The 20,902-nt window shown below is 64.3% G+C and carries 23 protein-coding genes and 1 tRNA gene; 16 read left to right on the top strand and 8 right to left on the bottom strand.

Features of this window, described 5'->3' with window-relative positions; genetic code table 11:
• The first annotated feature begins 30 nt into the window (after nucleotides 1-30).
• The 4 genes from grxD to paeA all read left to right on the top strand — a co-directional run bounded on the left by grxD (nucleotide 31) and on the right by paeA (nucleotide 3,301).
• Complete coding sequence (gene grxD, locus QTI45_RS10625) at nucleotides 31-357, top strand: Grx4 family monothiol glutaredoxin (RefSeq protein WP_286369144.1); 327 nt, start codon at nucleotides 31-33, stop codon at nucleotides 355-357.
• Between the two features lie 13 nt (nucleotides 358-370).
• Nucleotides 371-865: a cupin domain-containing protein gene (locus QTI45_RS10620; RefSeq protein WP_286369143.1), complete on the top strand. Its 495-nt coding sequence runs from the start codon at nucleotides 371-373 to the stop codon at nucleotides 863-865.
• A gap of 109 nt (nucleotides 866-974) precedes the next feature.
• Nucleotides 975-1,970: an AAA family ATPase gene (locus tag QTI45_RS10615; RefSeq protein WP_286369142.1), complete on the top strand. Its 996-nt coding sequence runs from the start codon at nucleotides 975-977 to the stop codon at nucleotides 1,968-1,970.
• A 44-nt stretch (nucleotides 1,971-2,014) separates the two neighbouring features.
• Nucleotides 2,015-3,301 carry a polyamine export protein PaeA gene (gene paeA, locus QTI45_RS10610; RefSeq protein WP_286369141.1) on the top strand — a complete coding sequence of 429 codons (1,287 nt, stop codon included), beginning with the start codon at nucleotides 2,015-2,017 and terminating at the stop codon, nucleotides 3,299-3,301.
• A 271-nt stretch (nucleotides 3,302-3,572) separates the two neighbouring features.
• Here the strand turns inward: paeA and QTI45_RS10605 are convergent, their stop codons facing one another.
• Nucleotides 3,573-4,214 carry a lytic transglycosylase domain-containing protein gene (locus QTI45_RS10605; RefSeq protein ID WP_444813121.1) on the bottom strand — a complete coding sequence of 214 codons (642 nt, stop codon included), beginning with the start codon at nucleotides 4,212-4,214 and terminating at the stop codon, nucleotides 3,573-3,575.
• Nucleotides 4,215-4,224: 10 nt separating this feature from the next.
• Complete coding sequence (locus QTI45_RS10600) at nucleotides 4,225-5,973, bottom strand: proline--tRNA ligase (protein WP_286654303.1); 1,749 nt, start codon at nucleotides 5,971-5,973, stop codon at nucleotides 4,225-4,227.
• Nucleotides 5,974-6,098: 125 nt separating this feature from the next.
• On the opposite strand from QTI45_RS10600, the gene QTI45_RS10595 reads away from it, so the two are divergent.
• Both QTI45_RS10595 and QTI45_RS10590 read left to right on the top strand, forming a co-directional pair.
• Nucleotides 6,099-6,755, top strand: a complete 657-nt coding sequence (locus tag QTI45_RS10595; protein ID WP_286369299.1) for an RNA pyrophosphohydrolase — start codon at nucleotides 6,099-6,101, stop codon at nucleotides 6,753-6,755.
• Complete coding sequence (locus QTI45_RS10590) at nucleotides 6,697-7,242, top strand: CNP1-like family protein (RefSeq protein WP_444813263.1); 546 nt, start codon at nucleotides 6,697-6,699, stop codon at nucleotides 7,240-7,242. The genes QTI45_RS10595 and QTI45_RS10590 overlap by 59 nt, the downstream gene beginning before the upstream one ends.
• 63 nt (nucleotides 7,243-7,305) lie before the next feature.
• Here the strand turns inward: QTI45_RS10590 and proB are convergent, their stop codons facing one another.
• The 4 genes from proB to rplU all read right to left on the bottom strand — a co-directional run bounded on the left by proB (nucleotide 7,306) and on the right by rplU (nucleotide 10,168).
• Nucleotides 7,306-8,445, bottom strand: coding sequence for a glutamate 5-kinase (gene proB, locus QTI45_RS10585; protein WP_286654301.1), 1,140 nt, complete (start codon nucleotides 8,443-8,445; stop codon nucleotides 7,306-7,308).
• Nucleotides 8,442-9,509 (bottom strand): Obg family GTPase CgtA, encoded by a 1,068-nt coding sequence (gene cgtA / locus QTI45_RS10580; RefSeq protein ID WP_286369137.1) that lies wholly within the window; start codon nucleotides 9,507-9,509, stop codon nucleotides 8,442-8,444. The genes proB and cgtA overlap by 4 nt, the downstream gene beginning before the upstream one ends.
• Before the next feature lie 77 nt (nucleotides 9,510-9,586).
• The gene (rpmA, locus tag QTI45_RS10575; RefSeq protein ID WP_286369136.1) at nucleotides 9,587-9,844 is read right to left on the bottom strand and encodes a 50S ribosomal protein L27; all 258 of its coding nucleotides are present in this window, start codon (nucleotides 9,842-9,844) and stop codon (nucleotides 9,587-9,589) included.
• Between the two features lie 12 nt (nucleotides 9,845-9,856).
• On the bottom strand, nucleotides 9,857-10,168 hold the full coding sequence (rplU, locus tag QTI45_RS10570; RefSeq protein ID WP_286369298.1) for a 50S ribosomal protein L21: 312 nt from the start codon (nucleotides 10,166-10,168) through the stop codon (nucleotides 9,857-9,859).
• A gap of 221 nt (nucleotides 10,169-10,389) precedes the next feature.
• Between rplU and QTI45_RS10565 the strand changes: the two genes are divergently transcribed.
• The 3 genes from QTI45_RS10565 to QTI45_RS10555 all read left to right on the top strand — a co-directional run bounded on the left by QTI45_RS10565 (nucleotide 10,390) and on the right by QTI45_RS10555 (nucleotide 13,384).
• A complete protein-coding gene (locus tag QTI45_RS10565) occupies nucleotides 10,390-11,382 on the top strand; it encodes a polyprenyl synthetase family protein (RefSeq protein ID WP_286369135.1) in 993 nt (330 codons plus the stop codon).
• A gap of 57 nt (nucleotides 11,383-11,439) precedes the next feature.
• Nucleotides 11,440-11,516: transfer RNA gene (locus tag QTI45_RS10560), tRNA-Pro, on the top strand.
• Nucleotides 11,517-11,836: 320 nt separating this feature from the next.
• Entirely contained in the window at nucleotides 11,837-13,384 is a 1,548-nt protein-coding gene (locus tag QTI45_RS10555; protein ID WP_286654300.1) for a site-specific integrase, read from the top strand.
• A gap of 120 nt (nucleotides 13,385-13,504) precedes the next feature.
• Here QTI45_RS10555 and QTI45_RS10550 read toward each other — a convergent pair whose 3' ends face one another.
• Nucleotides 13,505-13,849, bottom strand: a complete 345-nt coding sequence (locus tag QTI45_RS10550; RefSeq protein ID WP_286654299.1) for a DNA-binding protein — start codon at nucleotides 13,847-13,849, stop codon at nucleotides 13,505-13,507.
• A 403-nt stretch (nucleotides 13,850-14,252) separates the two neighbouring features.
• Between QTI45_RS10550 and QTI45_RS10545 the strand changes: the two genes are divergently transcribed.
• From QTI45_RS10545 to QTI45_RS10530, 6 genes are all read left to right on the top strand, one after another.
• The gene (locus QTI45_RS10545; RefSeq protein WP_286654298.1) at nucleotides 14,253-15,011 is read left to right on the top strand and encodes a hypothetical protein; all 759 of its coding nucleotides are present in this window, start codon (nucleotides 14,253-14,255) and stop codon (nucleotides 15,009-15,011) included.
• A complete protein-coding gene (locus QTI45_RS35340) occupies nucleotides 15,001-15,588 on the top strand; it encodes an HAD domain-containing protein (protein WP_353621289.1) in 588 nt (195 codons plus the stop codon). Before QTI45_RS10545 ends, QTI45_RS35340 begins: the two co-directional genes overlap by 11 nt.
• 207 nt (nucleotides 15,589-15,795) lie before the next feature.
• Nucleotides 15,796-16,053, top strand: a complete 258-nt coding sequence (locus QTI45_RS35335; RefSeq protein ID WP_353621288.1) for a BPSL0761 family protein — start codon at nucleotides 15,796-15,798, stop codon at nucleotides 16,051-16,053.
• A gap of 127 nt (nucleotides 16,054-16,180) precedes the next feature.
• Nucleotides 16,181-17,200 (top strand): RNA 2'-phosphotransferase, encoded by a 1,020-nt coding sequence (locus QTI45_RS10540; RefSeq protein WP_286654297.1) that lies wholly within the window; start codon nucleotides 16,181-16,183, stop codon nucleotides 17,198-17,200.
• Nucleotides 17,201-17,371: 171 nt separating this feature from the next.
• Nucleotides 17,372-18,232 carry a metallophosphoesterase gene (locus QTI45_RS10535; RefSeq protein WP_286654296.1) on the top strand — a complete coding sequence of 287 codons (861 nt, stop codon included), beginning with the start codon at nucleotides 17,372-17,374 and terminating at the stop codon, nucleotides 18,230-18,232.
• 212 nt (nucleotides 18,233-18,444) lie between these two features.
• Complete coding sequence (locus QTI45_RS10530; RefSeq protein WP_286654295.1) at nucleotides 18,445-18,903, top strand: 3'-5' exoribonuclease; 459 nt, start codon at nucleotides 18,445-18,447, stop codon at nucleotides 18,901-18,903.
• A 189-nt stretch (nucleotides 18,904-19,092) separates the two neighbouring features.
• Here the strand turns inward: QTI45_RS10530 and QTI45_RS10525 are convergent, their stop codons facing one another.
• Complete coding sequence (locus QTI45_RS10525) at nucleotides 19,093-19,692, bottom strand: helix-turn-helix domain-containing protein (protein WP_286654294.1); 600 nt, start codon at nucleotides 19,690-19,692, stop codon at nucleotides 19,093-19,095.
• A gap of 684 nt (nucleotides 19,693-20,376) precedes the next feature.
• On the opposite strand from QTI45_RS10525, the gene QTI45_RS10520 reads away from it, so the two are divergent.
• A complete protein-coding gene (locus QTI45_RS10520) occupies nucleotides 20,377-20,862 on the top strand; it encodes a DUF2938 domain-containing protein (protein ID WP_286654293.1) in 486 nt (161 codons plus the stop codon).
• Nucleotides 20,863-20,902: the final 40 nt, after the last annotated feature.

Below are 20,902 nucleotides of genomic sequence, written 5' to 3'. Positions count from 1 at the left end.
TCCGCCCAGTCCAATTTTCAGGAGTCCCCCATGTCCGATACCCAGCAGCGCATCGACGAACTCGTCAAGAGCAACGACCTCGTGCTCTTCATGAAGGGCAATGCCAGTTTCCCGATGTGCGGCTTCTCGGGCCGTGCGATCCAGATCCTCAAGGCCGTCGGGGTCGACACCCGCACGCTCAAGACCGTCAATGTGCTGGACGACGCAGAAGTGCGCCAGGGCATCAAGGAATACAGCAACTGGCCGACCATCCCCCAGCTCTACATCAAGGGCGAATTCGTCGGCGGCTCGGACATCCTGATGGAGATGTACGAATCGGGCGAACTGCAGCAGATGCTGAACAGCAACCCCGCCTGACCCGCTCCCGGTCATGAGCCACGACCACGCGGATCACGGCCACGCCGAGCCGGCGTGGAAGCACGACGGCGTGCGCGTGATCCCGGGCGACCAGCTCGACCCCCACACGGCCCAGACGCCCGGCATGAACCGGGCCGCCGCGATCAATTTCGCGCGGGTCGGAGCGCAGAAGCTCTGGGCCGGCACGGTCACCATCCACGCCAATGCCAAGACCGGCGCCCACCACCACGGGCATCTCGAGTCCGTGATCTACGTGGTGCGCGGCCGGGCCCGAATGCGCTGGGGCGAGCAGCTCGAATTCACCGCCGAGGCCGGGCCCGGCGATTTCATCTACGTGCCGCCCTACGTGCCGCACCAGGAAATCAACGCCAGCCCGACCGAGGCGCTCGAGTGCGTGCTGTGCCGCAGCGACGGCCAGGCGGTGGCGGTGAACCTCGACATCGAGCCGGTCGAGAAGCCGGAATCCGTGCTGTGGGTCGATCCGACCCACCCCCACGGCGGCGTGTGACCGCCCAGCGACAGATCCGCAAAACACGCCAAAGCGAGAAAACGTAGACATTCGGCGAACCCGGGCACGGCTTATGCTGTCCAAAGAGTGTTCGAAACCGGAGGTGTCCATGGATTCCCGCAGTCTCGTCCCCGCGTCGCCGACTTTCCAGCTGCCGGTCGCCCACCTGCGCAGCGTGTTCCAGACGCACGACGTCGAGCGCAAGCTCGCCAAGCTCCCCGAGCGCGAGCACGAACACCTTCGCACGACCTACGAGCGCATGCTCGAGCGCGGACCCGACCGCTTCCAGGTCAAGCCCAGCGGCGTGCCGGAGATGGCTGCGCTCTACGCCCAGTTGCCCAACTTCACCGAGGTGCTCGACGACGTGCGCCGCCATGTCGCGCTGGCGCAGGACAGCCGCGACGGGCTCGAGGTCACGCCGATGCTGCTGCTCGGGCCGCCCGGCATCGGCAAGACCCATTTCGCCAAGAAGCTCGCCGAGCTGCTGGGGACCGGCATGTCGCTGGTGCCGATGAACTCGATGACCGCAGGCTGGCTGCTCTCCGGGGCTTCATCGCAATGGAAGGGCTCCAAGCCCGGCAAGGTGTTCGAGACACTGGTCGAGGGCCAGTACGCCAACCCGGTGATGGTGGTCGACGAGATCGACAAGGCCGGTGCCGACAGCCAGTACGACCCGCTGGGCGCGCTCTACAACCTGCTGGAGCACGACACCGCGCACGCCTTCGTCGACGAATTCGCCGAGGTGGCGATCGATGCCAGCCAGGTGATCTGGATCACGACGGCCAACGACGCGCGCGGCATTCCCGAACCGATCCTCAACCGGATGAACGTGTTCGAGATCGAGGCCCCCTCGCCCGAGGCGGCGCGCCAGATCGCGCGCCAGCTCTATGTCTCGATCCGGGCCGAGCACGACTGGGGCCGCCTGCTGGCCGAGGAAGCCGGAGCCGACGTGCTCGACCAGCTGGCCACGCTGGCGCCGCGCGAGATGCGGCGTGCGCTCATGACCGGCTTCGGCAACGCCCGGCTGGCGGGCCGCGGGGAAGTGCGGGTCGAGGACCTGCCGCGCGCCAGCGCCGCCCGCAGCCGGATCGGGTTCGTGCAATAGCGGCTGCGTCTCATGGCACCATGTCGGTCTTCATCGACCGACCCATGACCCTCACCCAGAACCTGCTGATCATCGTTGCCCTGATCGCGACCAGCGCCTTCTTCTCCCTCGCCGAAATCTCGCTGGCCGCATCGCGCCGGCTGAGGCTTCGCCAGATGGCGGACGAAGGCGACCTGCGCGCCGAGCGCGTGATGCGCATCCAGGAGCAGCCGGGCCACTATTTCACCGTGGTGCAGATCGGCCTCAACGCGGTCGCGATCCTCGGCGGCGTGGTCGGCGAAGGCGCGCTGAGCCCGTACTTCGCGCGCCTGTTCGAGCTCTGGTTCAGCGTCGAGGCGGCCAAGACCGCCGCCTTCCTGGCTTCTTTCGTGACGATCATCTCGGTGTTCCTGGTCTTCGCCGACCTGTTCCCCAAGCGCCTGGGCATGAGCAGCCCCGAGCTGCTGGCGGTCCGCATGGTCGGGCCGATGCAGGTGCTGATCACCACCTTCAAGCCGCTGGTGTGGCTGTTCACGGTATCGACCGACCTGCTCTTCAAGCTGCTCGGCATGCCGCTGCAGCGCGACGAGAAGATCACCTCGGCCGACATCCTCGCGATGACCGAGGCCGGTGCCCGCGCCGGCGTGCTCGCGGTGCGCGAGCAGCAGGTGATCGCCAACGTCTTCGAGCTCGACACCCGGCTGGTCAGCAGCGTGATGACCTCGCGCGACCGCATCGCCTGGTTCCTGCGCGACGACCCCGAATCGGTGCTGCGCGCGCGCATCGTGGCCGAGCCCTTCTCCGCCTATCCGGTGTGCGCGGGCGACATCGACCATGTGCTGGGTTACGTCGACGCCAAGGACATGTTCCAGCGCGTGCTGAGCGGCCAGCCGCTGTCCTTCGACCACGGCCTGCCGCTGCACAAGGCGCTGGTGATCCCCGACCGCCTCTCGCTGACCGAAGTGCTGGAGCAGTTCCAGCAGGCCCACGAGGATTTCGCGATCATCGTCAACGAGTACAGCCTGGTGGTCGGCGTCATCACGCTCAACGACGTCATGAGCACGGTCATGGGCGACCTGGTCGGCCTGCAGGACGAGGAGCAGCAGATCGTCAAGCGCGACGAGAACTCCTGGCTGATCGACGGCGTGACCCCGATCCAGGATGTGCAGCGTGCGCTCGACATCGAGAGCCTGCCGCACGACGACGAGTACGAGACGCTGGCCGGCTTCCTCATGGTGATGCTGCGCCGCGTGCCCAAGCGCACCGACAGCGTGAGCTGGGCCGGCTACACCTTCGAGGTGATGGACGTGGACAGCTACCGCATCGACCAAGTCATGGTGACGAAGATCTGACTCGCCCCCAGGTTGCCCGGCACTTCGTGTCCGGGCGCCCACCCCCTGCCGGGGGCAACACCAGCGGCCCGGCGAAGCCGGTTCCGCGGTGTTTCACCAACGGGCCGGGCTGCGCCGGCCGGTGAATACCGGCGCGATGGTTTGTTCTTGGGCGGCGCGCAGTGCCCGCCTGTTGGTGGGCAGTCGCGGAACCGGCTTCGCCGGTCCGCTGACTGCGCCCCCGGCAGGGGGTGGGCGGGCTACACGCAGTGAGCCCAACCTCGGGGCGAGCTCAATCGAGCGGCCGGTCCTTGAAGACCCAGATCTGCTGATTGGCGAACACCGCGTCCGGATACGGCGAGCGCCCGCGGCTGCCGTTGTAGCGCCCCAGCGTCATGAACAGGTCGCCCTTTTCGCGGTCGAGGTAGTGGCGCAGGATGACGCAGCCGAAGCGCAGGTTGGTCTGCATGTGGAACAGCTTGGACGGATCGCTGTCGCCGATCACGCGGGTCCAGAAGGGCATGACCTGCATGTAGCCCCGGGCGCCGGCGCTCGAGACCGCGAACTTGCGGAAGTTGCTCTCGACCTGGACCAGCCCCAGCACCAGGCTGACGTCGAGCCCGGAACGGCGGGATTCATACCAGACGGTCTGCAGGAACTCCTTGCGGGTCGGCCAGTCGGGCAGCTTCTTCTTGAGCCGCTCGCTCATGGCCCCGAGCCAGCGCAAGTAGGCCATGCGCGATTCGGTGTCGCCGAATTCCGGGATCGGCGGCGCCTTGTTGTGGATCGCCGAGCTGAGCGCGGTGCGCACCGAGTCGATCAGCGGCTCCTCGATCTGGGCCCCGGCCCTCGCGGCCTGCGGCAGGGCCAGCGAGAGCGCACCGGCGCCCGCACCCGCGATGCACTGGCGCCGGGAAAGACCGGGAGTCGTCAAGGCCGGGAGCTCAGGCCGCCGACAACCGGTCGGCGATGAAGTCGGCGATGCCGGATGCCGGCACCTTGGTCGCCGCCGTGTCACGGCGGTGCTGGTATTCCAGCTGGCCTTCCTTGAGGCCGCGGTCGGAGATCACGACCCGGTGCGGCACGCCGATCAGCTCCCAGTCGGCGAACATCGCGCCGGGCCGCTCGCCGCGGTCGTCGAGCAGCACGTCGACGCCGGCCGCCAGCAGCTGCTCGTAGAGCGCTTCGGCCGCGCTCTTGACCTCGGCGCTGCGGTCCATGCCGATCGGGCAGACCACCACGGTGAAGGGCGCGATCGCGTCGGGCCAGATGATCCCGCGCTCGTCGTTGTTCTGCTCGATGGCGGCTGCCGGCAGCCGCGTGATGCCGATGCCGTAGCAGCCCATCTCCAGGAACTGGGGCTTGCCGGCCTCGTCGAGGAAGGTCGCGTTCATCGGCTTGCTGTACTTGGTGCCGAGCACGAACACGTGGCCGACCTCGATGCCGCGCTCGATCGCGAGCAGGCCGCGGCCGTCGGGCGAGGGATCGCCTGCCACCACGTTGCGCAGGTCGGCCACCGCTTCGGGCTCGGGCAGGTCGCGGCCCCAATTGACGCCGGTCAGGTGGAAGTCGACCTCGTTGGCGCCGCAGATCCAGTCGGCCATCACCGCGACTTCGCGGTCGGCGACGATCTTCACGGGCTTCCTGAGGTTGATCGGGCCCAGATAGCCGGGCTTGCACCCGAAGTGCTCTTCGATCTCGCCCACGGTGGCAAAGCGGAAGCCCTGGTCGAGCCCCGGCACCTTGCTCACCTTGATCTCGTTCATGTCGTGGTCGCCGCGCAGCAGCAGCAGCCAGACCTGGACCTTCTTGACATTGCCGGCGTCGTCCAGCTCCTCGGTGGCCAGCACCAGCGATTTCACGGTGGTCGCCAGCGGCACGCCGAGCAGCAGGGCAACGTCCTCGCAGGTGGCCTTGCCGGGCGTCGGCGTCTTCGTGAGCACGCCGGCGCCCGCAGGACGCGGACCGGCTGGCGCCAGCGCCTCGGCCTTTTCCAGGTTGGCGGCGTAGTCGCTCTCGGGGCAGTAGACGATCGCGTCCTCGCCGGTGGCGGCGATGACCTGGAACTCCTGGCTGACGTCGCCGCCGATGGCACCGCTGTCGGCCGCCACGGCCCGGTAGCGCAGCCCGAAGCGGTCGAAGGCCCGCCGGTAGGCGTCCGACATGATCTTGTAGCTGGCCTTGGCGCCGTCGAGGTCGCGGTCGAAGCTGTAGGCGTCCTTCATGATGAACTCGCGCCCGCGCATCAGGCCGAAACGGGGCCGGCGCTCGTCCCGGAACTTGGTCTGGATCTGGTAGAAATTCTTCGGCAGCTGCTTGTAGCTGCGGATCTCCTGGCGCGCGATGTCGGTCACCACCTCTTCGCTGGTGGGCTGGATCACGAAGTCGCGGTCATGCCGGTCCTTGATGCGCATCAGCTCGGGGCCGTAGCCCTGGAAGCGGCCGGCCTCCTGCCAGATCTCGGCCGGCTGCACCACCGGCATCGCGAGCTCGACCGCGCCGGCCCGGTTCATTTCCTCGCGCACGATGGCCTCGACCTTGCGGATCACGCGCAGGCCCATCGGCATGTAGGTATAAATACCGGTGCCCAGCTTCTTGATCATGCCGGCCCGCATCATGAGGCGGTGGCTGGCGACCTCGGCATCGGCGGGCGCTTCCTTGAGGGTGGAGATAAAGAATCGGGAAGCTTTCATCGGTCTCGAAGGGGGCTCAAACGGGTGCTCGGGAGGGCAGGTCCTGAGGGGGCCTGGAACCGGTCGCTTGCCGTGCGCAACCCGGCATGCATAATCGACTCAGTTCAAAAAATTGGGGTTTGATTATGCTCGACCGGGACGGCTTCAGGCCCAACGTCGGCATCATCCTGCTCAACCAGAGAAACCAGGTTTTCTGGGGCAAACGCATCCGCACCCATTCCTGGCAGTTTCCGCAAGGCGGCATCGATCGCGGCGAAAGTCCCGAGCAAGCCATGTTCCGGGAACTGCACGAGGAAGTGGGTCTCCATCCGGAGCATGTGCGGATCGTCGCCCGTACCCGCGACTGGTTGCGCTACGAGGTGCCGGATCGGTTCATCCGCCGTGACGCACGGGGCCACTACAAGGGCCAGAAGCAGATCTGGTATTTGCTGCAGCTGACGGGTCACGACTGGGACCTGAACCTGCGCGCCACCGACCATCCGGAATTCGACGCCTGGCGCTGGCACGACTACTGGGTTCCGCTCGACGTGGTGGTCGAATTCAAGCGCGGCGTCTACGAGATGGCGCTGACCGAACTCGCCCGCTACCTGCCCCGGCAGGATTTCCGCAACCGTTTTCTGCGCAGCAATGTGCGGGCCCGCGAGTTCGAGCGCCATCCGCCCGGCCCGGGCCACGAACCGACCTTCGAGCTGCCGCCCGGCGCCAGCTTCGATCCCAACCCGAATGCCAACCTTGCCAACGATTCTGCCTCGACGACCGATCCGTCCGCTCTTCCGCGCTAGCCGCACCCTCCTGCTCGCCTGTGCCCTGGGCGGGGCCGCGCTGGCCCAGGCGCAGCTGTTCAGCAAGGACGCCGACTGGAAGGAAACCGAGGTGCCGCCGCCACCGGCCTTCGACCAGAACAAGCTGGTGGCCATCGACATGCCGCCCTACATGACGCTCAAGTTCGGCATCGACCCGGGCACCATCAAGGTCAGCGACGACGGCGTGGTGCGCTACGTGGTGGTCGCCACCCACAAGGAGGGCGGCGGCTTCAATGCCTTCTACGAGGGCCTGCGCTGCGCCACGGCGGAGTACAAGAGCTACGCACGCTTCAACAACGGCAGCTGGGACCTCACGCCGGCGCCCGAATGGAAACGCCTCGGCGATCGCAACTCGACCTATACCAAGGCCCTGGCGACCCAGGCGCTGTGCCGCGGCAATGCGCCGCGTGCGTCGGTCGGGGAGATGGTGCGCTATCTCAGGGCGCCGGTGCGCGAGGTGGAATAACTCTGATCAGTTGAGGACAGAGCAAAAACTGCTACGCAGTTTCTTGGTCTGTCCCGCAAGGTCTCAGGAGTACATCAGCACCATGTTGTCGCGGTGGACCATCTCCGGCTCCGCCACGTAGCCCAGCAGGCGCTCGAACTCCGACGAGGGCTTGCGGCACAGCATGCGTGCCTCGACGCTCGAATAGTTGGCCAGGCCACGCCCCAGCTCGACGCCCCGTTCATCGCGGATGGCGATCACGTCGCCACGCGAGAACTCGCCCTCGACGGCGGTCATGCCGATCGGCAGCAGGCTCTTGCCCTCGGTGCGCAGCTTGACCGCCGCGCCGGCATCCACCGAGACCGCGCCGCGCAGTTGCAGGTGGTCGGCCATCCAGCGCTTGCGCGCCTGGTGCTTGGCGGTCTGCGCCACCAGCAGCGTGCCGATGGACTCGCCGCGTGTCAGCCGCAGAAGCGCGTCGGGCTCGCGGCCCCAGGCGATCACGGTCGACGCCCCTGAACCCGCAGCGCGCTTGGCAGCCAGGATCTTCGTGATCATGCCGCCGCGGCCGATGCTGCTGCCCGCGCCGCCCGCCATGGCTTCGAGCGCAGGATCGCCAGCCGCCGCCTCGTCGACGAAACGGGCCTCGGGGTCCTTGCGCGGATCGGCGGTGTAGAGGCCCTTCTGGTCGGTCAGGATCACCAGCGCGTCGGCCTCCACCAGATTGGCGACCAGCGCCCCCAGCGTGTCGTTGTCGCCGAACTTGATCTCGTCGGTGACCACCGTGTCGTTCTCGTTGATGACCGGAACCACGCCGAGCGCGAGCAGGGTCATCAGGGTCGAACGGGCGTTCAGATAGCGCTCGCGATCGGCCAGGTCGGCGTGCGTCAGCAGCACCTGGGCGCTGCCCATGCCGTTCTCGCGCAGCTTGCTTTCGTAGACCTGGGCCAGGCCCATCTGGCCGACGGCGGCGGCAGCCTGGAGCTCGTGGATCTCGTGCGGGCGCACGCGCCAGCCGAGCCGCTTCATGCCTTCGGCGATCGCGCCGCTCGACACCATCACGACCTCGCGCCCATCGCGCACCAGCAATGCCAGCTGCCGGCACCATTCGCCGATCGCCTTCTCGTCGAGCCCGCGGCCCTCGTTGGTGACCAGGCTGGAACCCACCTTCACGACGATGCGGCGCGCGTCGCGCAGCACGGCAGAACCTTGCATTGAACTCATTGCTGGAGGTCGGGGAAACGCGGATCGATCTCGGTCGGCGGCTGTTCGGCCACCTGCTGCGCCTTGACGTGCTGGTAGATCGCCTGGACCAGCGGTTCGCAGCCTTCGCGCGTGAGGGCCGAGATCTCGAACACCGGCCCCTTGAAACGCAGCCGCTTGACGAAGTCCTTGACCTTCGCCGCGCGTTCGTCATCGGCCACCATGTCGAGCTTGTTCAGCACCAGCCAGCGCGGCTTGTCGTACAGCGCCTTGTCGTATTTCTTGAGCTCGCCGACGATCGCCTTGGCCTGCGCGACCGGGTCCACGCCCTCGTCGAAGGGTGCCAGGTCGATCACGTGCAGGAGCAGGCGGGTGCGCTGCAGATGACGCAGGAACAGGTGGCCAAGGCCGGCGCCTTCGGAGGCACCTTCGATCAGGCCGGGCAGGTCGGCCACCACGAAACTCTGCTCCGGACCGACCCGCACCACGCCGAGATTCGGATGCAGGGTGGTGAAGGGATAGTCGGCGATGCGCGGGCGGGCGTTGGAGATGGCGCTGATCAGCGTCGACTTGCCGGCGTTCGGCATGCCCAAGAGGCCGACATCGGCCAGCACCTTGAGTTCGAGCTTGAGGTTCTTCTTCTCGCCCGGCCAGCCCGGCGTCTTCTGCCGCGGCGCACGGTTGATCGCGCTCTTGAAGCGCATGTTGCCGAAGCCGCCGTCGCCGCCCTTGGCGATCGTGATGACCTCGCCGGGCGTCAGCAGTTCGTACAGCACCTCGCCGGTCTCGGCATCGGAAATGATGGTGCCTACCGGCATCTTCAGCGTGACGTCGTCGCCGGCGGCACCGAACATGTCGGAGCCCATGCCGTGCTGGCCGCGCTTGGCATCGTGCCGGCGCGAGTAGCGGAAGTCGACCAGGGTGTTGAGGTTCGAATCGGCGACCGCGAACACATGGCCGCCGCGACCGCCGTCGCCGCCGTTCGGACCGCCGAATTCCTTGTACTTCTCATGGCGGAACGACACGCAGCCGTTGCCGCCGTCGCCAGCGGCGACGTCGATGAAGGCTTCGTCCACGAACTTCATGAGATGTCCAGTCAGTCAGTCTACAAAATGAAAAAGCCCCGGCAAAGCGGGGCTCCGATCGGGTCGAAGTGACTGGCTTACGCCGGCGTCACGTTGACCGTGTGCTTGTTCAGTGCACCCTTGGTGCCGAAGGACACAGTGCCTTCGACCAGGGCGAACAGCGTGTGGTCCTTGCCGATGCCGACGTTGACGCCGGGATGGAACTGGGTACCGCGCTGGCGCACGATGATCGAGCCTGCGCTGATCAGTTCGCCGCCGAAGCGCTTCACGCCGAGCATCTTGGGCTTGGAGTCGCGCCCGTTTCGCGTTGAGCCGCCGCCTTTTTTCTGTGCCATGGAATCTGCTCCTTAGCCGGCGATCGCGCCGATTTGCAGTTCGGTGAACTGCTGGCGATGGCCTTGACGTTTCTGATAGTGCTTGCGACGGCGCATCTTGAAGATGCGAACCTTGTCGTGCTTGCCGTGGGACAGCACCGTGACAGTGACGGTGGCGCCGGACACCAGGGGCGTACCGACCTTGATTTCGCTGCCGGTTCCGACTGCGAGCACCTGATCGATCACGATTTCCTGGCCCACGTCCGCAGCAATCTGTTCTACTTTAATTTTTTCGCCGGAAGCAACGCGATACTGCTTGCCACCGGTTTTTATGACCGCGTACATATTGACCTCTTGATCTTGTTCATCCCATGGCATCTCCATAGGATGGCTCCGCGGCGAATTCCGCAGAGCCCGAGATTATAGCATCCCGGGCGATTCACGCCACTGGCAGCGCCCCGCGCCGCCTCGGGACGCCCCGGCCTTCCCTATAATCGAAGGCTCCCGGCCATTGCGGCCTCCAGCGCCATCGACGCACATTCTGCAGCGCGCAAGCGCCCTCCCCTTTGTCAGTCCACGCCGCCGACACCTCTCCCGCCGCCGCCGTTCTCAGCCTCATCGCCGAAGACATGGCCGGCGTCGACCTCGTGATCGCCCGCCGCCTCGACACCGGTGTGCCGCTGGTGAGCCAAGTCTCCAAGTACATCATCTCCGCGGGCGGCAAGCGGCTGCGCCCCGCCCTGCTGCTGCTGATGGCGGGCGCCCTCGGCTACCGCGGCGAGCAGCGCTTCAACCTCGCGGCCGTGGTGGAGTTCATCCATACGGCGACGCTGCTGCACGACGACGTGGTGGACGAATCGACGCTGCGCCGCGGCCGCCCCACCGCCAATGAATCCTTCGGCAATCCCGCCAGCGTGCTGGTCGGCGACTTCCTGTATTCCCGCGCCTTCCAGATGATGCTGGATGCCAACGACGTGCGCGTGATGGAGATCCTCGCGGACGCCACCAACGTGATCGCCGAAGGCGAGGTGCTGCAGCTGATGAACATGCACGACGCCACGCTCGACGAAGAGGCCTACCTGAAGGTGATCCGCTCGAAGACCGCCAAGCTGTTCGAGGCCAGCACGCGGCTGGCCGCGGTGCTGGCCGGCGCACCTGCAGCCGTCGAACAGGCCTGCGCCGACTACGGGCAGGCGCTGGGCACAGCTTTCCAGGTCATCGACGACGTGCTGGACTATGCCGGCGACGCCAACGAAACCGGCAAGAACGTGGGCGACGACCTGCGCGAGGGCAAGACCACGCTGCCGCTGATCCTGGCCATGCAGCGTGGAACGCCCGAGCAGAGCGCCCTGATCCGCAGCGCCATCGAGGCCGGCGACACGGCGCAGCTGCCGCAGATCGTGACCATCGTGCGCGAAACGGGCGCACTGGAGGCGACTCGCGCCGCCGCCGCGGCCGAGGCTCAACGCGCGATCGACGCACTTCGTGGTTTTTCTGCAAATTCGCACTCCGCGGCTTTGCTACAATTAGCGGCTCAGTTGCTTGAGCGACGCGCCTGACGAACAACCCACCCCAGGGTCTCGCAGTCACGACACTTTTCTTGCAACCAGCACCATCGGGGTGTAGCTTAGCCTGGTAGAGCGCTACGTTCGGGACGTAGAGGCCGGAGGTTCGAATCCTCTCACCCCGACCAGATGTTTCCTAAGTAAATCAACAACTTAGGCTTCGGCGACAAGCCCTCCTGCGACAAAAAGCAGGGTCAAACGGGCCAACTGCGCCAAATCTGCGCCAAAAGTGAGATTTCGCAGCTTCGCCATGCTGCGTTCCGCTTCGCTTTGCATCGCCGTGCTTCGCTTCGCGCGAAGCCGGCCGCATACCGGACGTGTCGAGCCGCGGCGGCACCTCCTCAACTTCCTTAAAAGCTGACGGTCGCGCCGAAGCGATATAGCTCGCCGCGATTTTCCGCCCCGGTCGCTAGACGGGTCTCCAGTAACTTTTTGGAGATTCACTCCCGTGGCCACCGTTCAAAACCGCTCCCCCTACGTCATCTCTGTCGCCCGACGCCCCGAGCTGACCCGCAAGTTCTCCTTCAGCCAGCTCAAAGCCGCCAAGGCCTACATGCAGGAGATGAAAATCCAGCATCCCAAGTGCAAAGTCGACGTCAGCCAAGAGGAAAGCCACTTCCAGGTACGCCTGCGCAACAAGGGGCATCGCGAACAAACCAAGTCGTTCGAGTCCCTGACCGAGGCTGACCAGTTCATCAAGGAAATGGATTCGCAGCAGTCGCGCGGCCTCTTCCGAGACTACACCGCCGCATACGGCATCACCACCGCTCAGCTCATCCAGCGTTACATCGAGGAAGAGTGCGCCGGCCTGAAGGGCGGCGCGAACTACACCATCATCCTCAAGGCCTTGGCGGCAGATAGCACCAACGAACTGCGCAAGCGCATCGACATCCGAAAGCGTGAGCTCAAGGAATTCGGCCGCTTCATCACGCCCTTGGGTGCAAATCGGCACCCCATGGGCTCGCTGGAATGGCTGAACAAGCCCTTGCCGGAGGTGACCCCCGTAGACATCGAGACATTCGTGCGTGACCGTCTGGAGTTCGTCGTCCCGTCCACGGTAGACCGGCAACTGGACCTGCTCCAAGCCGTCTACAAGGTGGCGACCTCCACTTGGGGCTACTACCTGGACCGACCTCCCATGCAGGGCGTTCGCCGTCCGAAGTATTTCAACGAGCGGGACCGCCGCCTCAAGGGCGACGAGGAAGTGCGACTGCTGGACGCAGCGCGCCGGGAGGACCAACTGCGCTCCATTGAGTTGCGTACCCAAGAGCTGATGGCTCACGCTCGGACAGTAGCCGCAACGCAGAGCAGCACATATGCACAGAAGACGACCATCAAGGAGGCCTATGACGAAGCGCGCGCCGCCGCCCTGGGCAGCTACAAGCATGTCCCATTTTTCGAGGCGTTCGTGATGTACCTCCTCGGCACGGCGGCACGGCGCGGGGAGGCCCTGGCGCAGTTCTGGGACCGAATCGACTTCGAGGCACAGACGGCATACCTTCCGACCAGCAAGAACGGTCGCCCGCGCGTACTCGCCGTCCGACGCGACCTGCTGGAGTTGCTGGGTCAATTGCCGCGCACGTCCGACCTCGTCTTCGACATTGGTGTGAAAGAACTGTGCAACGCATGGAATCGGATTTGCGAGGATGCCGGTATCGAGGACCTGCACATGCATGACCTGCGGCACGAAGGCATCAGTCGCGCCGCAGAGTCGGGGCTTTTCCCGACGGTTTTGGACTTGCAGGCGTACAGCGGACATCGCGATTTGCGCTCCCTGTCTCGTTATACGCACCTGATGCCCAGCGCCATCGCCAAGCGCCTCGACCAGGCCGAGGAAAATCGCCTGGAAGCGATGGGCCACAAGGGACGCCTGCGGCTCAAGCAGTCGGCGATGATGTTCCTTGGCAGCGGCATGGAGTCTTCGGCGCCGGCCCAACCCTCAGATGCGCCTGATACGTCGAACGTCATCCCTATGCGACGTCCGAACGTGGCGTAAAGCAGCGGCCCATCGCCTGACTCGCCGGCCGGCGACCCGTCGACCAGCGCACGCGCAGCGCCGTGCCAGGCCTGCTGAAAGAAAATGCAAATGGAGCGGCCCGCAGGGGCCGCTCCGAAATCAGTGACGTTTGTCCTTCCTCGTTTGCGAGGACACCGAGAGCCCCAACTCTCGGAGCACCCGAGTGATGGTCGCGTAGCTCCCTCGTCCTAGCTCCAGCCTGACATTGACGGGGCCTACGAAGCGTCCTTGCCGCTGCAGCGCTTCGACTGCCTTCTTCACGTCATCGACACTGATGCCCTTCGGGCCCGGGCGCTTTGCCGCTACGGCCCTTCTCTCTTTTTTTTCCGTCACACATGGCTCCAATCGAACCGGCACCTGCCAGCCTTGCCATGTGTAGGAACCCTCCAAAAACGCTGACTCGAACTCGTAACCGAAAACGCTGGCGAATTCCGGGATGTCCATGGAACATCTAACCCCATAGAGGAGGCAGCAGCGGCGCCAGCGACTGAGCGTCAAGCGCCGGCAGCGGGACCGACAGCGAGAAGCTGCCGACGCGCCCCCTCAACCTTTTCATGGCGTCGCAAAGCCGATGCTTGCTCTCGGAGAAAACATCAATGCCAGTTTGGCGAATTGCACCTATCGCGGACGAGCCCTCATCTACGTTGACGTCGTGGAGCGTCTTTGAGACTGAGCGCCAGGAGCGCCATCTCTGCGGCTACGCGCTCGAAAGTGGCGAAGGACGAGTGACCTCCGCCATCGCGACTTTCGACCCCGAGAAGGCCACCGCAAAGACCAGCAGTGGACGCATCTACAAGCTCAAAGGCCGACCCGGAGCTAGCGCCGATGCGGAGTACGTGAAAGCAAGATGGCTCCGGATGAACTCAAGTGCGGAGCATCGCGACGTTACGGCGGAGCTCTGGGCATCAATCAGTTCCGGCCGCGCCGCGGGAGCAGACAAACGGTGATTCAGCTTGAAGTCTCTTGCGAGTTGCAGGACGGTACGGAATTTCAAGATGTCGGAGCGTTCGCATTCGATGTCAATGCGCCCACGGGGTACTGCGCGGTCGAGCTGAATCAGAGCTATACCAGCGTCAGCGTTCTTGACGAGGACGGCGCTTGGCCCAATCCGGTCCATATCCTTCTCGCTCGCGCCCTCGCCCGCTCGTCGCGGTCAAAACCGACCAGTGCATTGACTGTGTCAGCGGTAGTCCACGTCACTGTGCAAATTAACCTGTGCGGCATTCCCTACGATGTGCTGGAGGCACGGGGAGACGGCCGGCAGGTCTACGACTTCTATGGTTCATTCGTCGAGGGGCCACATACTCGTTTTCAGGTATGGCGACTGGTTCGACAAATGCTTCAACGCCGCAATTTCCAGCTTCAGCGCGCGCATAGTGAACTGAACATCTATCGGTTTGGTTCGACGGAGTACTGCCGCGTTTCAGAATTGCCCGAAGAATTGCAGGTCGCGTTCGGCATCTGCCATGCGTTGAGCCCTATGCCGTACCCACCCGAAGTTACCGACGCGTGCTACCTCAAGGACATGGAGCTCTTTTTGGAGATGCTGCGTCTAGGGCGCGGCTATCCGCCGCTCGTCTTGAGTCGAAGGTTACATGGCAGCTGATAGCGGAAGGGTCTTGTCCCGGCGCCCTGTATTGTTCCTGGACATTGACGACACGGTGTGTCTGCATCGCCCGTACGGTGGCTATGACGTCCTGAGGGCTTTGATAACAGAAAGGCAGGGCCAAGTACCACTGGACTCGCATCACGACCTCTGGGCGCGGCTCCTCGACAGCCGCGCAATTCACCGCCTCTTGCTACTACATGAGGAATTCAGCCCGACATATGTCTTGAGCACGTCATGGGCTCGCATATTCGATGAAGCCTCGCTGCGGCGAATATTGAGTCTTGCTGGACTGGGATTTGTAGTATCCAACCTGCACGAAGGCCCTGCTTCAACAGTTGGCAGCCCGAACGCCCGCTGCCAAGACATGCGCACGTGGCTGAATGCGCACTCCGAATGCGCCGAGTTGTGGGTTGTGGTCGGCGACGAACGCTCTGGCACCGGGCTGCTGTACGACGGACTTTCGGCGCTCCAGAAATTCATCGTGATTTGCCCCCCGCGCGCAGGGCTCACAAACGTCGTGTACCGAAAGCTGCGCGACGCGCTGCTAGCGCGCGTTCAAAGCCCCTGTGGTTAAAGGAACCTAGATGATTGGAATGCCTCATGAGCAATCGTCAAGGCAGCGAGTAGTGCCCTTCCTCGAACGCGACGACGTGCTCTGTCTGAACTCAACGTGCGCCGGCTACGACGTAGCGCTCGCGCAGGCGCTGCCGCTGGCGCGAAACTCGAACGCCATAGGCGGCGGAGTTCCAGACCGCTGGGACCAACTGTTCGACAAGACAGCATGCGAATGTCCCCGGGCGCCTGGGGCAGCATGGAGGCTCGAATCATGACGATGCCGAGTGAACGCACACGAGCGGTAGTCGAAACACGGCGATTCTTGGAGAAGTTGGCCGCAGGGCGAATGGCGCGGGAATCGCCTGAGCGGCTGCAGAGCTACGCGTCATCGCTACTTTGCCACTACCCGAACGATTCCGATATGCACTTGACGGCAAGCTTTTTGCCGGCATGGTGGTCGCCGCCCGAAGAGCCGCAAACATGACCAAATACGGGACGCACGAAGCGTTCGAGCGAGCCACCCTGATTTGCACGAGTGCGTCCGACTGCCGTCAAATGATGTCCTGGACAAAACCGACGCCCAAGCCGGGCTACACGCGGGCCAAACCTGCATGAGGCCCGAGCTTGTTCCCAAATCCCGCGCGCTCGCACGCGTACTGCGGCACCGGCCGGAAATATGGGGCGTCCGCCTCGACCGCGAGGGCTGGTGCCAGGTCGACGCTCTTCTTGCAGGTGCGGCTAGCCATGGGCAAGCGTTGAGCCTCGCGGAGTTACATGAAATCGTTGACGCCAACGACAAGCAGCGCTTCGGGGTGTCGCCAGATGGGCGTCGAATCCGTGCGGTACAGGGTCATTCTGTGTCCGTCGACCTCAAGCTGCCAACGAGAACTCCACCGCCGGTGCTCTATCACGGGACCGTCCGAAAGCATTTGCCCGCGATTCGGCGTGAAGGCCTGCTGCCGATGAACCGCCATGCCGTGCATCTGTCGACAACGAAAGACGCAGCGGAAGCTGTTGGACGCAGGCGCGGCGCCCCCGTAGTTCTGGTCGTCGACAGCTACGCAATGCATCGCGCCGGACTCAAGTTTCAACAAGCTGAGAACGGCATCTGGCTGACGGCCGCAGTGCCGGCCAAGTTCCTCAACTCCAGCCGCCCGCTGGCCGCGCCGACCAGCTTACCGACAGGCAATCACATTCCGCAGGACTTTCAAAGTCAGCTGATGCATCAGGCAGCCGTCGAACTCATCGCTGCAGACCCAATGCTCGTGAGCAGGGCCAAGGCAACCCTCGCACGATGGATGGCGAAAGGGGACCCGCGCACGTCACCTCTCTGGGCGCAATGGCGCCAAATCCTTGACCAACAGAACTGGACCAGGGCGCTCGAGGACTCCGAAGTCGGACGTCAGCTACGGCAGGCGTCCCCGCTGTCCACGCTGCTTCCACAAGCGCGACGGCTCGAAATCATTCGTGAGGTCAGCAGCTTGAAGGCCCAGACGCGGTCAGAACACAGACTAACTGCCGAGGCATCTCCTATAAAACGGGGAACGGTGCTCGCTTCCTTGCTGCCCGAAGAAGTAGCTACGCCGCCACTCTCTTCACGACGGAGTTCGGTTGGCAAGAAGCGCGGATGAGCGACGTCGAACTCCTGGACCGCCTTCGTAGTGCGTTTATGACACGGGTCGCGGCACACAGCGGCAAGCAAAAGCCAATGACATTCGCTTTCCGACGTCAGGTCGAGCAAGCGCCGAGGGGGCGGCCATCGGTCGAACCTCTTGACACGTTCGGCTGGAACGGAAAGACATATGCGTATCCAACTTGCTTCAGACCTGCATCTTGAGCTTCTCTCACGAGATTTTCCCGGCGAGACGCTCATTCGTCCGGTCCCTGAGGCGGATATTCTGGTACTGGCCGGGGACATCGGTGCAGGACCATCAGCCATCGATATGTTCAAAGACTGGCCTGTACCCGTCCTATACCTATGCGGAAATCATGAACTCTATGGAGGAGGGGCCTGGGAGAGGGTGCGAAAGGCCGTGCAGCGTGCCGCCGCGGGTACATCCGTCCAGGTGCTCGAACGAGATGTCACTGAGTTCCACGGTGTGCGCATCCTTGGATGCACGCTGTGGACGGACTATCGCCTCGACGGGAAGAACGCGCAGTCCGAGGCGATGGCGTACGCGCACCGCGCCTTGAACGACCACCGACTGATTTCGACCAGCGACGGGCGCGCCTTCACACCATTAGACGCACTCCGAGACCATGAGCTGTCACGCGCATGGTTGGAAAAGGAGCTCGACCACCCGTACTCGGGGAGAACGGTTGTCATCACTCACCACGCCCCACATCCGAACTCCATTCATCCCCAGTACTCAGGTAGCAAACTGAATGCCGGGTTCGCAAGCAACCTGACCCCACTAGTTGAACAGGCGGACCTCTGGCTTCACGGCCACGTACACAACTCGTTCGACTACCGCGTGGGGCGGTGCCGTGTAGTGGCGAATCCGCGCGGGTACGCTCTGAACGCGCGATATGTCTCGTCGGTCGACCAGCTCAAATTCGAGAACGAGGACTTTGACTATGGGTGCCTTATTGACACCGCCTCTGAGAAGTTCGTGGACGACGCGGATGCCAAGAACGGGCCGACACCAAAGTCCCAAAGCTAAGCCCCTAAGCAGCAAGGTCAGCTGCGGGAACTCGCAGTTCCTATCCCTCCCGACTGTCGCGGAGCTCGACTATCTGCATTCCCACGATACGGTGCCGCAGGCACAACACCTCCGATTTCGAACGGTGCCGAACGCACCTCAACGAGCGTCATTTCCAAAAAGCGCGGTATGCCCCCAGACCGAGTGGCCGCCGTTCATGGATTGAGCAAATCATGAGAATCTTTTTCGACACGGAGTTCACCGCGTTACGAGACGACGCGGAGCTGATATCGATTGGGCTCGTCGACGAGACCGCGCGCCACACCTTCTACGCGGAGGTCCTGGGTGTTGACGCATCGCGCTGCAGTCCGTTCTGTCGAGCGAGTGTGCTTCCCATTCTTGAGGGCGGCAGCGCCGCACTCCCCCTCGGCAAACTGCGGGAGACGCTTCGCATCTGGCTTTTCACTGTCGGACCAGCGACGTTGGTCTGCGACTCCTCACGCGACATGGTTCAGCTACTCCGCTTGTTCCCAGACGGGTTGCCTGGCGGCTGCTCGGTCAGCGTTCTTGGCTTCGTGGGGAACATGCGCCGGCGCCTGCTCAACCTTAGACGGCGACTTCACAGAAGGCATGGCCTACGCGTTCATCACGCTCTCGACGACGCCAAAGTGAACCGAATCGCGCTCGTCTGATTGCGGTAAGCCGACGACAAGGCGTGTCGAGGAGGTGGTGGTGCACTATGCCAGGTCGCCCAAGGCAGTCCTGGGCCACAGCGAACTGGCGAAGCCTGGCGAGAAGCACACTGACCGGCAGGCCATCCGTCTTTCCGCCCCCGACAGTCAGGACCTGGCCGCATTCCTGGGAACGCTCACCGGCGTCGTTCAGGCCAGGTGATGTGGCTCGCGCTTCTGCGAGCTCAGGGGGCCGCGCATCTGCAATACAGAGGGTGGCAGCCCGAACATCGCTCGCGCCGTCCGCGACAGGTGCGCAGAGTCCGCGAAGCCGGCCGCGTGCGCCGCGGTCGAGAGATTGGCCCCGGCCATGAGCAGTGTCCACACGTGCAGGAGTCGCCGCCACAGGACGTAAGTCCGCAAGGGCATGCCCGTTTCCTCGACAAACAGGTGTCGGAAGCGCTCCGGCGAGAGATTCGCCGCCTTGGCCACGTCGGGGAGCGAAACGCTCTCGTCGACCCGCTGGCGGATGTACTCGATGGCAGCGAGGACGCGCGGGTCGGACGGCTCCCTCGGCGCCGCTCCGGACAGGTCCCGGACAAGCTGCATGCACACCGCTTGCACCGCCTCGTAGCTCCTCTCGACCCGCCAAGCTCTTTCCAGGCGCTTCGCGGCGACCGCCACCGTGTCGGTGTCGAGGAGCTCGAGTCCATCTTGCAGGCGAGCAGCAAGTGCCTTCCCCTCAGGAGTCTCCGGCTCGATGAACAGAACCGCGCTCATGTCGCAGTCGTTCACATCGATGGTGTGCACTGCCCGGGACGGCACTAGTGCTGCGGCACACGCCTGCCATTCACCGTGACGGCCTAGCTGCACACGCAGGCCCGTGGGCGCGCCCAAGACCAGCTGGATGGCGTAGTGCGAGTGCGGCTCAATGGGAGAACCGCCGCCTTCGCCTAGGAACCCGCAAACGCCGGTCCAGGCTACGAAGTCGCCTCGGTAGCGGGTTGCAGACTGTGTGCTCATGGTTCAACGGCTCTGCCGCCAGTCTACTGACCACCCGCCTGTCACGAAAGCCCCAACTGGATGGCCGCGCTGGCATCTGTTCGGCCGTGGCCGTCCAACAGCGGTGTTGAATGAAAAGGCTGCCTATCTAGCCTCTGCGTTCAAGTCCAAAACGGCCCCAGCGCGAAGAATTCAGGCCTCACCAACCCCTTCTGGAGCCCTCAAATGACTTCCATCGCCACCGGCACCCAAGCCGCCCCGTCTCCCTCCGCCGCCGCTCAACCCACCCGCTGCGAGTGCGCCACCTGCAGGTGCGACAGCTGCAACTGTGTCACCTGTGACTGCACCAGCTGTGATTGCGCCACGGCCGATTCGGCCAGCTGCGGCTGCGTCAACTAAGAGCACGTGGAGAACCGGCACTTCCCACGAGTCCGCGTCGGGTACACGGAGGCGTGGCCCGACAACCGTTCGCACAGTGAAAAGAAGACCTCCATGTCATTCCCAAACATCGGCCTCGTCATCCTCATCGGCGTAGTCGCTACAGCGGTCATGGATATGTGGCTGCTCACCCTCTCCCGACTCGGCGTACCCACCACCGATTGGCGGTTGGTTGGCAGGTGGGTCGGGCAGATGCCACGGGGGCGATTTGCGCACGCGTCCATCGCCAAGGCGGCACCGGTAAGAGGCGAACACCCGCTGGGCTGGCTTGCCCACTATGGGGTCGGCATCGCCTATGCCGCCGTGCTCGTTGCGTTCGTAGGGACCGATTGGGCAGGCCAACCGACCATCCTTCCAGCGCTGGTCTTCGGATTGGTCACTGCGGTAGTGCCGCTGCTTGTGATGCAACCTGCCATGGGGTCTGGCTTTGCCGGCTCCAACACCACGGCTCCTGTCAGGAGCTGCGTGCGTATTCTTGCGAACCACGCGGTGTTTGGAGCCGGCCTGTACGTGGCAGCTGTAGCCATCGCATGCCTTTGACGCTCGACGGCGCTGCTGGGACTCAGTTCAGCACTCGCAT

Origin of the sequence: Variovorax saccharolyticus, assembly GCF_030316765.1 — a bacterium.
In the GTDB taxonomy this organism is placed as follows: Bacteria; Pseudomonadota; Gammaproteobacteria; order Burkholderiales; family Burkholderiaceae_C; genus Variovorax; species Variovorax saccharolyticus.
The sequence above is the reverse complement of the archived record's forward strand: the minus strand, read 5'-3'. Positions and strand labels throughout refer to the sequence as shown.